General features: G+C 45.5%; 10 protein-coding genes and 1 other annotated feature. Of the genes, 2 read left to right on the top strand and 8 right to left on the bottom strand.

From position 1 onward, the window contains the following. Window positions 1-65: 65 nt before the first annotated feature. From K2F33_RS22685 to K2F33_RS22650, 8 genes are all read right to left on the bottom strand, one after another. Entirely contained in the window at window positions 66-701 is a 636-nt protein-coding gene (locus K2F33_RS22685) for a TVP38/TMEM64 family protein (protein WP_089547452.1), read from the bottom strand. 99 nt (window positions 702-800) lie between these two features. Then, entirely contained in the window at window positions 801-1,667 is an 867-nt protein-coding gene (locus tag K2F33_RS22680) for a GNAT family N-acetyltransferase (protein ID WP_263878705.1), read from the bottom strand. A 196-nt stretch (window positions 1,668-1,863) separates the two neighbouring features. Further along, window positions 1,864-2,097, bottom strand: a binding site (T-box leader). A gap of 86 nt (window positions 2,098-2,183) precedes the next feature. Next, window positions 2,184-2,918 carry a response regulator transcription factor gene (locus tag K2F33_RS22675; protein ID WP_076165176.1) on the bottom strand — a complete coding sequence of 245 codons (735 nt, stop codon included), beginning with the start codon at window positions 2,916-2,918 and terminating at the stop codon, window positions 2,184-2,186. Between the two features lie 66 nt (window positions 2,919-2,984). Next, window positions 2,985-4,715, bottom strand: coding sequence for a thiol reductant ABC exporter subunit CydC (gene cydC, locus K2F33_RS22670; protein ID WP_089547455.1), 1,731 nt, complete (start codon window positions 4,713-4,715; stop codon window positions 2,985-2,987). Next, on the bottom strand, window positions 4,712-6,454 hold the full coding sequence (gene cydD / locus K2F33_RS22665) for a thiol reductant ABC exporter subunit CydD (protein WP_412974010.1): 1,743 nt from the start codon (window positions 6,452-6,454) through the stop codon (window positions 4,712-4,714). Before cydD ends, cydC begins: the two co-directional genes overlap by 4 nt. Window positions 6,455-6,554: 100 nt before the next feature. Beyond that, a complete protein-coding gene (locus K2F33_RS22660; RefSeq protein WP_263878703.1) occupies window positions 6,555-7,571 on the bottom strand; it encodes a cytochrome d ubiquinol oxidase subunit II in 1,017 nt (338 codons plus the stop codon). Beyond that, entirely contained in the window at window positions 7,568-8,932 is a 1,365-nt protein-coding gene (locus tag K2F33_RS22655) for a cytochrome ubiquinol oxidase subunit I (RefSeq protein ID WP_263878702.1), read from the bottom strand. Before K2F33_RS22655 ends, K2F33_RS22660 begins: the two co-directional genes overlap by 4 nt. Window positions 8,933-9,311: 379 nt before the next feature. Beyond that, window positions 9,312-9,911, bottom strand: a complete 600-nt coding sequence (locus tag K2F33_RS22650; RefSeq protein ID WP_263878701.1) for a TetR/AcrR family transcriptional regulator — start codon at window positions 9,909-9,911, stop codon at window positions 9,312-9,314. Between the two features lie 221 nt (window positions 9,912-10,132). On the opposite strand from K2F33_RS22650, the gene gap reads away from it, so the two are divergent. After that, window positions 10,133-11,143, top strand: a complete 1,011-nt coding sequence (gap, locus tag K2F33_RS22645; protein WP_263878700.1) for a type I glyceraldehyde-3-phosphate dehydrogenase — start codon at window positions 10,133-10,135, stop codon at window positions 11,141-11,143. 222 nt (window positions 11,144-11,365) lie between these two features. After that, window positions 11,366-12,340, top strand: a complete 975-nt coding sequence (locus tag K2F33_RS22640; RefSeq protein ID WP_263878699.1) for an NAD-dependent epimerase/dehydratase family protein — start codon at window positions 11,366-11,368, stop codon at window positions 12,338-12,340. The last annotated feature ends 72 nt before the right edge of the window (window positions 12,341-12,412 follow it).

Below are 12,412 nucleotides of genomic sequence, written 5' to 3'. Positions count from 1 at the left end.
AAATCAGCCTGGCAGCATACCCCTTCATTATTTTTTATAATCTAACTCCAAGTTCTCTCCCCGCTTTATTCCATAGTGTTCGAGGGCTCGGATGCCACAGCTGCCGAGGACGTAAAATAGGCCTGCAGCCTCCGGTTCAACCATATGGAAGCTGCAATAAACAATGCCACTCCGATTAACTTGACGGGCTGGGCAATAAAATCGGACAAGTGCATTCCGATATAGGAAACGCAGAATACCATGACACCTTTGCCTAGAGTTACGGCTGCCGCAAAGGAAACCGTCGGCATTCGCGTTAATCCCGCGGCCATGTTTATAACTACGAACGGTCCTATCGGGAGCATGCTTAAGAGAAAAACGAAGCTAAACCCGTTCCTCTGCGCCCATACCATGGCCATCCGTACTTTGGGCCTGACCGCCCAGCGTTGAATAAATGGTGTATCCGACGCTTTGCGAAAAAGCCAAAACGTAAGAAAACTGCCCGTTACAAGGCCGATCCACGAATATAAAAAACCCAGCCACAATCCATAGATGGCGGCATTGGCGCCGACAATCATGATAGTAGGCAGCGGCGGAACAAAAGACTTTAGAAAAGTTAGCAGAATGCCGGGCAGCGGCCCCAGCGAGCGGAAACGCTCCAAAAGGAGTTCGATGTTTTGCTCCGTAAAATACTCCATTATGCTGATCTCAGCGCCTAACATAGAATGTGTTTCCCCCCTATAACTCCAAGTGATTTCATTATAACTCTATATGATGCTCTTATTTTCTAAGGTAGTAAAAGTTCTGTCCGCATCATTGTACTATTCAAATTTTAACTGGAGCGAATCACAAATTGGCATATAGCCTATCTTTTGATAGATACTATTAGATGTGGGATTTGCTAGGTCAGTATATAAGACGCACTTAGTAAACCCTTTATCCAATGCAAGTTGGCTTATTTGCGCCACAATTGAAGTAGCGTAACCCTTCCTGCGCTCATATGGAGGGGTATATACAAATGCCACGCCAATAGCCGTCTGCAATTCCCTTGTATATCCTGCCATAGAAACGGGTATCCCGTTGTCCTCTAAAATATAGAGCTTTTTTGATGCTATTCGGTAGAGGTAAGGGTCTGCATTTTGCGGGATGGACATTTCTGTTTTGCCATAACTCCCCGCTGCATAAAATGCTTCAGCCCAGTATGGGAAAAAGTGAATGTCCTTTTCATTTAGCAATCGAACGATACCAACCTTTTGAATGTCTGGGTTTACTGCCGTAAGTTCATAGATACGTTGGCTCATGGTGGTTTTAAAGGTTATTCCCTTGCGCAAGGTATATTCTTTGGCAAAATATTCTGCCAAGGTTTTTTCAGTTATCACACCTGGAATTTCACGGTCTTTCAGCCCGTCTATCAGACAGTTTATCGCATCCGGGTTAATGATGTTGTCTGTTGCATAAAGCGTAATATTGTGTGGCGGAGTCATTATGGCGGTAAGCTGTACGCCCTTAGCATCCGAAATAGTTGCCATAAGCCAATTTACAGGGTCACGCCAGTCTGTTTTGTCTTTTCCTTCATGCCCAATGATGATATTGCCAAGAGGAATCAAATTTTGCGCTTCATGACGCATCAGCACATCATAGGTGTCATTGTAAAACTCATGCACATCCGTATACAACTTGAATTGCATTGCAATATCACCCTTTCATCAGCTCAATTCCTGATCTTTAACCCAGCCAGTTAAACTACACCAATCCCTACCCAAAGCTTCAGCATCATCATATACAAGTTGCCGTAATGTCAAACGTTCTGTAACATCAATTTACTCATTCGATAACCCTCCAATATAATAAATATTCTATGAAGACGCAAAAAAACCCCATCCCATTAGGGACGGAGTTGCTCCGCGTTACCACCCTGATTGATGTTTATAATAAACGCCCTCTTAGCCATCATCCAACAACGATGCTTCTTTGTAACGGTAGAATCCCGGGCCCATCTACTATAATTCGGAGGCCAGCTCTGAGGTGATTTTTGATTCGGATATCCGCTGCCTCGCACCAACCGGCAGTTCTCTGAACGGCGTTTCCTGATCTACTTGTCCTCTTCATCGCATTTGGTAATTAATAATTAAGTTAACCATACATGTTCTTGTCTTTTTCGGCAAACATTTTTTATGCATTTTTTATATTTGATATCCCAAAAATTAAATTTTTTTGAACATATACCCATGTCCCCATAATGTCTGAATCCATCCATTTCCTTCCGGGTAATAGGAGAATAGCTTATCACGCAGGCGTTTAATGTGGGTATCTACTGTACGCCGGTCGTAAATCTCTCTGTGCGATGACTTCCAAATTTCAGTATGCAATACTTCACGAGAATAAACTTTTTCTTGATGTGTGATCAGGAAATAGAGCAGATCATATTCTTTCGGAGTCAGATGGACCTCATTTTGTTTCACCATAACACGGCGTGCTGAAGGATAAAGCACAATTTCACCAATCTTAAAACCGTTATTTAGCAAATCACCGGTTTCAGAAACATAGGGACTGGGAGAATATACACGGGTTATCATGTTTTGGATACGCAGCACAATTTCCCTCGGGCTAAATGGCTTGATGACGTAATCGTCTGCTCCGGCTTCAAAACCTTCAATGCGGTCCTTTTCTTCCGATCGCCCAGATAACAACAGAATCGGAATATCAGGTTGTGTTTGTTTCATACACTTGCAAATCTCGATCCCATTCATGTCAGGCAGTAACCAATCCAGCACGATCAAATCATAATTTGCGTGGTTCTCACCATATCTTTCGATGGCTTGTGTACCATTCGATGCTTCTTCGACTATGAATCCTTCGAACTCCAAATACATTCGTAGAATGTTGCGAATGCGTGTCTCGTCATCAACCAGTAAAACTCTTCTATGGTTTGTTATCATTTTTAATCGCCCTCCTACGCCTGAGTGAACGGAATCAACCAGTTAGCTTACAGGAGCTCAAGCGGTTTAAACCCCAGATTCACCAATCATCTGTAGTTCAATCTGTTTCAATTTATAAAAGTATCCCTTCTGTTCCATCAATTCCTTAAATGAACCGATCTCCACAATTTCGCCCTGCTCCATGACGACAATCTGATCCATCTTCTCTAAACCGGTGAGGCGATGACAAATGAGAAGAAGTGTATCTCCGCTCGCTTGCTCGTACAATTGCTTTAGAACGCGTTGCTCGGTTACATAGTCCAGAGAAGACGTTGGTTCGTCCAGCAACCACAGATGTCTTTTGCGCAGCATGGCTCGTGCTAGGGCAAGACGCTGTTTTTCCCCATCGGATAAGTTTTCACCTTTCTCATAGACCACCTGGTTTAGCGAAACATTTGGTAATTGGGCTTTAGCAAGTACCTCCATTAGCTCCTCGTCAGAATGTTCATCTGCATTCTCCAACAGATTTTCACGAAGCGTCCCTTTGAAAAAATGGCTTTGTTGCAACACTACATTTGTCAATTCCCAGATGTTTTCCTCATCCAATTCGTTAATCAAGACTTTGTTTATGCGTATATTCCCCGATGTTGTTGTTCGCAGTTTGAGCAACAACTCGATTAATGTAGATTTTCCTGACCCGCTCGGCCCAACAATCGCTGTTTTAGAACCTGCAGCAAGTTGCAGTGAGAAATTCAATAGTGCTGGCCGCCACTCCCCCTCATATTGAAAAGTAACATTGCTTATTTCAATGGATACAGGTAAATCGGTTGGCAAAGACTCAGACTTACTTGATCGTAATGTTGCAGCTTGAGATGGTATTGTTTCCGTCAGCCGATTGGCTGCATGTTCGCTATCTTGCTTATATGCAGGTAAAACGGCCAATGGAGCTGCCTCTTCGAAAACGGTTTGCGTGGCCATGACCAGCATGGCAAGAAATACGCCAGCAAGTCTTCCGTCCAGAATCAAATAGGCACTGAGCGTCAGCACACCCCAAGCAACAAAAAATGTAACAAAAACATGCATGGATTGTCCCCGTAACAATTGGACAGCAGCTCGTTGCTGTTCAGCTGCCAATAAAGCTGAATAGCGCTGAAGCTGCTCCTCACGCTGTGCCAATTGCCCATAAATCTTTAAATCACGAAATCCATACAGTGTTTCTGTGATTTCCGTGGACAGTTTCGATCGTTGCTCGCGGACGCGCTCATGAATTTTTCGCTGTCCCAACAGAACGATTCCAGGCACGACCAGTGAAGTCATCAACATTCCCAATACCAGCAAACCAGCAATCCAGAAGGAATAGGAAGCTGTAAAAAGCACCGTTGCCAAAAACACCATCATTACAACAAGCGGCGGATATGCAACGCGCAGAAAGTAGTGTTGTAAACTTTCTACATCTCCAACGATCCGTGCAAGTAAGTCCCCACTTCGATTTTTATTCAGTATTCCAGGTGTCAAAGGGACGAGCTTAGCAAAAAAGGAAGTTCGCAAGCGGCTGAGGATGGAGAACGTCGCCCGGTGGGTATACAATCGTTCTCCATAACGGCTCACCGACCGGAGAAAACCGAGAAATTTCACAAGGGATGTAAGGATAATCAATGTATAGAGCGGTGGCGCAAATACCGTTTGAGATATCAGATACCCGCTTGCGGAAAAGAGAGCTACACCGGCTATTCCAGCAATAAACCCTCCTATTATCGAAAAGATAATATCCTTCCGCTCTTGAAACATCGCTTTCGATAACATAGCCAGCTCACTCATGCTAATTCTCCTTTTTGTTGAACAGCGACCATTTCAGCATATTGGGGCAAGCGTTTCAGAAGCTCCTCGTGACACCCTGAATCCACGATCGATCCATGGTCTACAAACAAAATGTTGGTGGCGTGTTGAATCGTATATAAACGATGTGCCACAGTAATCATGGTAGACGTTTTCGACAATGTGGAAATGGAACGTTGCAGTATGCTTTCGGTGCGCAAATCGAGCCCTACTGTAGGCTCATCGAACAATATGATGGCAGGCCGCTTCAAAAATGCGCGTGCCAGGGCAAGACGTTGCTTTTCGCCACCCGATAGCCCACGTCCGCCTTCGCCAACGAATGTATCAAACCCCTTATCCAATTGTGCTGCAACCGCTGTAAGTCCGGCTTCCTCTGCGGCCTTCTCGATTTCTGCCCTAGAAACGTCCCTACCCGCACCGATCGCAATATTTTCTGCGAATGTACCAGCAAAAATGTAAGGGTGCTGTGTGATGTAGCTAACCTGTTTAAACCATTCTTCTTCATGATCATGAGAGAGTGGGTTTCCATTAACCAGAATGATCCCCGAATCCGGTTTCAGCAAACCGGCAATAAGATGAAGCAGTGTCGTTTTACCGGCTCCACTCTTACCAACAATGGCAATGTTGTCCCCCGGTTTAATAAACACACTTCCCGAGTGGAATTCAAATGAATCAGTAGCATACTGAAATCGTACATTTTTTAATTCTATCGAAGGGGGTACCGGAAGTGTCTTTGCATGGGACAACTGAAAATTTGGCATCCGATCGTTACCATCGCTTACATGCGCTTCTACCGTATTCTTCTCAAGCATACTCTCAACCTTACGGATCGCTCCCATGCTTGTCCGCCCGCTATGGAAAGCGGTGCCTGTATTTTTTAAGAGATTATAAAATTCTGGAACGAGTAACAGAACGAGTAAAGCCGTGTGAAACGCCATTGATTTGAAAACAACCAACTGAATGGCCAACTCAAGGGCGACAATACCGATACTAAGCATCACAATGGATTCCAACATGAACGTATTCATGAATGCGATTTTCAAAATATCCATGGTTGTGTCACGATAGTTGAGACTACTGCGCTCTATCTCCTGTTGCTGACGCTGAGTTCGCCCGAATATTTTCAATGTAACCAACCCTTGAAGGGAATCCAAAAACGTACCGGAAAAGTTGGCCAGCTGCGCATATTTTTCTTCCGATTTATTTTTCGTCTTTAGCCCCACCAGGATCATGAATATCGGAATAAACGGAGCCGTAAACATCATGATCCAACCTGAATTGGCATGTTGAGTAAATGTAACGATCAGGACTAAAATGGGAATGATCATGGCTTCCACCATTTTCGGGATGTACTGACTGAAATAACTATCCGCCTCATCTACTGCATCCAATGCTACGCTGACCCTCTCTCCCGTCTGTCCCTGAAGACTTAAACCCATGGAAACACGGGTCAAGTTTTGCAAAACAGATTCACGCATGTTGGTCTTTGCAGTGGCAGCCATATGGAGACCAATTCTCCCATTGACAAATGAAAACAATGTACGTAAAGCCATCATCGCCAAAAGCATGCCAAGGATCAGAGCCACGGATGAGAAAGAGGCTTTTTCCACGAAGATACGCTGAATGGCTTCTGCAAGCAATGCAGCCTGACCAACAATGGCTGTACCAAGTGCAAAGGATATGATGCCAAGAAGAACAACATATTTTCGTTGTGCAGACATGTGTTGAGCAACGAGGTTTTTATTTCTCTTCACGTAAAAACTCTCCTCCTTCCGGAAAGTGGCCTTGAGGGAATATTCCCGTAAGAAACAATGTACTAGTCTATTTGTTTCCTTTCACATAATCTGCATCAAACAGAAAAAGCCTGAAGACCAAGATCAATGAAGGAACTAAGAGGCACATACCACCGATAAACGCCACAACCAGTGCGAATCCCATAGACGAAGAGGTGACACTACTTTGAATGGTGATGTATGGATCAAGAATGTAAGGATATTGCCCAATGCCGTAAGCAAAAAAAGCACTGAAGAATTGCAGCATGATGCATATAAACGCCATCCCGTAACGGCCTCCTCGGTATAATAACCACATGGCAATCATGAAAAAGGCAACGGAGAGCGCGAGAAGCCACCATAAATCCATCATATTTTGGAAATGCCGCTCATTGTGTTGACCTAAAAAAATAAATGCTGTCAGTGCGATAACGATTGTAGGCGTGCTCCAAAAAAGCGCATAGGTTCGCATCAATTTCAATGCAGCATGATCTTCAGCGCGCGAAGCGTAAAAAGCGAGAAACGCAGCGCTAATGAATAAAACAGATACGATAGCCAGTCCAACGATGCTCCAAGACAGTGGACTGCTCAAGAGTGCCCAGTAATCCAACGAGGCCGTCTCTCCTTGTTTCAAAATAAATCCGCCTTCGGATAATGTCAGCGCCACTGACAAGGAAGCAGGAATAAGCACTCCGGTTGCTCCATACAGAAACAGATAAACCATATTATGTTTGGAGCCATAATTTTCAAATGCATAGAATGAACCGCGTATAGCGAGCAAAATGACCGCAAGACTTCCTGGGACAAGCATGGCTGATCCATAATAATAGGAGGTTTCCGGGAAAAAGCCAATGATGCCAATGTAGAAAAAAACGAAAAATACATTCGTGATTTCCCAAACTGGCGATAAGTAACGAGAAATCAGTTTATTGATGACATGATCCTGTTTGGTTAAACGAGCATAAAAGGCAAAGAAACCTGCGCCAAAATCAATGGAAGCGATGATGATATATCCGTACAAAAACAACCATAGCACGGAAATTCCAATCAATTCGTAATTCATCATGTGTGCTCACCCTTCAATGTTGATTTGTCGCTTGCACGCTGCGTCCACGTCTCCATCTCAACTTCCGCCGGATTGTTATAGAACATGCGACGAAGCACAAGAACACTAACGGTTCCCAATACGATGTATAGTAGAAGGAAAAAGAAAAAAAGGATCCTGACGCTTGGGGATGTCGTAGCCGCTTCCTCTACACGCATATATCCTCGGATGATCCAAGGTTGTCTGCCGAGTTCTGCGTAAAACCATCCCAGTTCAACTCCTAAAAAAGCAAGCGGTGCTCCTAATGCAATCATTCGCAGTATCCACTTGTTGAGTTCGTTACGCTTTTTCCAAAATACAAATAGGAAATACAGAAAGGAAATGCCTAAGAATAAAAATCCAATGGTTGCCATTAAATCGAAAAAATAATGAACCACGAGTGATGGTTGTTCATCGATAGGAAATTCATTAAGGCCCGTTACTTCTGCATTGAAATCTCCAAAAGCCAAGAAACTCAGAAATTTGGGAAGGTGGAGTGCTCCTATAATTTCATGCTCAGCATTAAGCCACCCTAACAATATCAAATCTGCGCCGCTTTCCGTTTCAAAATGCCATTCGGCAGCCGCAAGTTTTTCAGGTTGATGTTCGGCCAAAAACTTAGCGGATACGTCTCCGGCTAATGTGTTTACTAAACTGAACAACAAAACGACAGCCATCATCAGCTTTAAGGCTTTTTTGTGGTATGCTGAAACCCCTTTTCGAAGTATTGCGAATGCTGCAACACCTGCAAGCAGAGCAGCTCCTGTTAAATAGGCCGAACTTAATACATGAAACACCTTGGAGAATGTTGCCGTACTCAGCATGGCTTGAACGGGGTCAACGGCTGTGAATTGTCCTCCTTCAAACGTAAATCCCCCTGGTTGATTCATAAATCCGTTAACCGTCGTGATAAATACTGCTGACATCCCTGCACCGATGACAACAGGAATCGTTAGTAACCAATGCATCATCGGGTTTTTAAACCGTTCCCACGTGTACAGGTAAATCCCTAGGAAAATGGCTTCAAAAAAGAAGGCGAACACTTCCATAAACAATGGAAGTGCAATAACATTTCCCGCAAGTTTCATAAAATTGGGCCATACCAAGGAGAGTTGTAACGAAATTGCTGTTCCTGTGACTACGCCTACTGCAACAGAGATAACGAACCCTCGTGACCACCTCTTTGCCATTAGAATATAGTGAAGATCTTTCTTACGAATACCGATAAACTCGGCGAGTGAAATCATTAATGGGATACCCACGCCAAGTGTCGCGAAAATAGCGTGGAATCCTAGTGTCATTCCAGTCACGAGTTTACTCCATAGCACCGTATCGATTCCCATCTTAACTTCCTCCCTTCCACGCTGTTCCTGTACACACAATGAAAAATAAAAACATCAGGTTTAGACGTAAAACTCTACGACCTTCGGGGGCTAACCTATGCTCTGCTCCTTCGTGAATAAAAAGAGAACTTTTTCACATAGTAAGTTGGCATTTCCCCAAATGTGTGAGAAATGCAGTTGAAATATTACAAAAGCTGATACTTAAAATTTATTATATATTCGACGTTTAGCCTTGCAATCATGGTCACACCTTCTCCTCTAAACGTTCAAGTAAAGATCAATTCTTTCTTACAACTCCGTGAAAAATACAAAAACCACCCGTTTGGGCTATTGCATAAGACAGCTGCCCAGTTCCGTTCCGATGTGCCAGTACACCAGATTAACTGGTCTTTAGGCAGCATTGCTGCAAATAGGATGAGAAGATTTGTGTATTCATTAGCATGTGCTTGTTATCCCCATCCAACTTGCTGAGTAAAATCCCTCCTTCCAACAAGGAAAATGTAAATGATGCTAGCGCATCCACATCCAGATCCTCCCTAAACTCCCCAGCTTGAATGCCGTCACGAATAATACTTTTCATCATATCCAAGAAGGTATGCATCCCTTGCCTTGCCTGACCACAAAGCTCCGAATGAGTATCGTCACTTTCTACAGCTGTATTCTGCATGGGACATCCGCCAATAAATGGGGGATCGCTGACGACGTTCTCATAGACACGAAAAAAAGCAACCAACTTTCCTGACGCAGACTGCTCTTGATCGACCGCTTCAGAAAATTTACTGGTGACCATACTGGCAGCATAATTGTAGGCTTCAAGCGCGATCTCGTCTTTACTGGCAAAATGTCGATAGATGCCCCCCTTCTTAATTCCTGTGTCGGCAATAATATCGTTTAGCGATGTACCGGCATATCCTCTCTGGTTAAAAATTTCAGCCGATTTCATAATGATGTGTTCCCTTGTTCTGTCCCCTTTTTTCATGAGCTCCTCCGTATGAACCGTATTTTATTTCATTTGTTTTAAACGAATTACCCAATTCGTCCTTGCAATTCACTCATATCATGCTAATATAAAAAAATACCAATCGGTCTCTTTTCGCATTATACAGCAAGCCATTCTAGAATGAAATAGCGCTGGGTCATTATTATTTCATTGCTGGCATTGGCTTGTTGGAATAAATAAAACTTATAGGGGGATTTTCAGTGACTGTAAAAGTAGGTATAAACGGTTTTGGACGAATCGGACGACTCGCTTTTCGCCGAATTCAAGATGTGGAAGGCGTCGAGGTTGTAGCGATTAACGACCTTACGAACGCTAAAATGTTAGCTCATCTGCTCAAATATGATACGACGCAAGGCACTTTTCACGGTGACATTGAAGTCCATGACGGAACCTTCAAAGTAAACGGCAAAGAGGTTAAGGTTTTGGCTAAGCGGAATCCTGAAGATCTTCCTTGGGGTGAGCTTGGCGTTGATATTGTTCTCGAATGTAAGGGCTTCTTCACCACAAAAGAAAAAGCCGAGCTTCACCTGAAAGGCGGAGCGAAGAAAGTCGTCATTTCCGCCCCTGCTACAGGCGACATGAAAACGATCGTATACAACGTGAACCATGACACACTGGACGGAACGGAAACCGTCATTTCTGGCGCTTCCTGCACAACCAACTGCCTGGCCCCTATGGCTAAAGCTCTGCACGACAAGTTTGGTATCCAATCCGGGCTGATGACGACCGTTCACGCATACACGGGAAACCAGAACACGCTTGACGCTCCGGATCCAAAAGGCAATTTCCGAGCTGCGCGCGCCTCAGCCGAGAACATCGTTCCCTACTCCACCGGTGCCGCAAAAGCCATTGGCCTGGTTCTTCCGGAACTGAAGGGCAAACTGGATGGGGCATCTCAACGTGTACCTGTACCAACAGGTTCCGTGACTGAACTCGTTGCCGTTTTGAATACCAAGGTAACGGTTGAGCAAGTTAACGCTGCTATGAAAGAAGCTTCCGATCCAGAAACTTTCGGCTACACGGAAGACGAAATTGTATCTTCCGATATCAAAGGCATCACATTCGGTTCGCTCTTTGACGCCACGCAGACGAAAGTTCTGACAGTCGGTGACCAGCAATTGGTGAAAACCGTAGCTTGGTACGATAACGAAATGTCTTATACAGCCCAATTGGTTCGTACGCTGGAGCACTTCGCTAAGATCGCTAGATAAACAATCAAAAGATGGAGAGAAGGAAAATTCTATGAAGGATGCACGCCACAATACGATAATGCCGATTCGGTGATGGCGCTGTGCGAAGGCTGGGACGCTGCATCCCTGCTTCATGTTACAGATCGCTGCGCAAGGTGGAACTCCCACTTCTGCGGTTCTTGAGCAAATCCGCGGCGGCGCCATGCGGATTATCCTGAATTCCGAACCGAAAGGATGATCACAATGAAAATTCTCGTCACGGGAGGCACCGGCTTGCTCGGCGGCCGCCTGATCCCAAAGCTCGTGGAGGATGGTCACCAGATATTCGCCCTCACACGCTCTGTATCATCTCACGCCAAACTCAAGGCCATGGGTGCGACGCCGGTCGATGCCGATCTCGAAAGCAGCACGCCAATCGTGTTACCGATGATCGATGCGGTAGTGCATGCGGCCGCCCTTTTCCGCTTTTCAGGGCCTCGCGAACCCTTCTTCCGTACCAACATCGATGGCACCGCAGCCTTGCTGAAGGCAGCCGAGTCAGCCTGTGCGAAGACATTCGTCTACATCAGCGCGGCGGGGATCCACATGGATAACGGCGGTATGCTCATCCGTGACACCGATGAAAGCGCGCCGACTTTCCCGAACCACTTCTCGGCCTACCTGGCGAGCAAGGCACGGGCCGATTCATTGGTTCTGGCTGCCAACAAACCCGGCTTTCGCACGATCGCGCTTCGCCCACCGGCTATCTGGGGGCCTGGTGATCCGTTTAGCCGAGCGCTTCCCGAAGCAGTCGGATCCGGGCAGTTCGCGTTCATCGACCGCGGCGATTACCCTTTTTCTACCTGCCATGTGGACAATGTGATTGAAGCCATACAATGCGCTCTTGAGCGCGGAGAAGGCGGCCATGCCTTCTTCATCAAAGATCAGGAAGGGCAGACTTTCCGTGAGTTCGTCGCCTCGCTTGCGAACTTGCAGGGCCTGTCCATCGATAAGCTGCGTTCGATGCCATACTGGCTCGCCTCTGCCATTGGCCGGCTGTTCGACACGATCTGGGCCGTCACGCGGAAAGACGGCGATCCGCCGATCTCACGCTCGATGATACGCATGATTGGGCGTGAGTTCACCGTCAACGATACCGCTGCACGTCGAGAGTTGGGCTATGTCGGAAGAACTTTGCGCGATGCTGGCTTGCAAAGCTATGAGGAACCATCTGCTTGACGATAGGGCTTTGGAGGGCAAACGACGGCAATCGATGGTATGTTGTTCTCTGGACTGGCTCTTTTGGCCAAT

This window comes from Paenibacillus sp. PSB04 (assembly GCF_025809195.1).
Classification (GTDB): Bacteria; Bacillota; Bacilli; order Paenibacillales; family Paenibacillaceae; genus Paenibacillus_AQ; species Paenibacillus_AQ favisporus.
The sequence above is the reverse complement of the archived record's forward strand: the minus strand, read 5'-3'. Positions and strand labels throughout refer to the sequence as shown.

Coding starts and splice junctions, on each gene's coding strand:
- K2F33_RS22685 (WP_089547452.1), bottom strand. CDS start 701: ATGTTAGGCGCTGAGATCAGCATAATGGAGTATTTTACGGAGCAAAAC.
- K2F33_RS22680 (WP_263878705.1), bottom strand. CDS start 1,667: ATGCAATTCAAGTTGTATACGGATGTGCATGAGTTTTACAATGACACC.
- K2F33_RS22675 (WP_076165176.1), bottom strand. CDS start 2,918: ATGATAACAAACCATAGAAGAGTTTTACTGGTTGATGACGAGACACGC.
- cydC (WP_089547455.1), bottom strand. CDS start 4,715: ATGAGTGAGCTGGCTATGTTATCGAAAGCGATGTTTCAAGAGCGGAAG.
- cydD (WP_412974010.1), bottom strand. CDS start 6,454: ATGTCTGCACAACGAAAATATGTTGTTCTTCTTGGCATCATATCCTTT.
- K2F33_RS22660 (WP_263878703.1), bottom strand. CDS start 7,571: ATGATGAATTACGAATTGATTGGAATTTCCGTGCTATGGTTGTTTTTG.
- K2F33_RS22655 (WP_263878702.1), bottom strand. CDS start 8,932: ATGGGAATCGATACGGTGCTATGGAGTAAACTCGTGACTGGAATGACA.
- K2F33_RS22650 (WP_263878701.1), bottom strand. CDS start 9,911: ATGAAAAAAGGGGACAGAACAAGGGAACACATCATTATGAAATCGGCT.
- K2F33_RS22640 (WP_263878699.1), top strand. CDS start 11,366: ATGAAAATTCTCGTCACGGGAGGCACCGGCTTGCTCGGCGGCCGCCTG.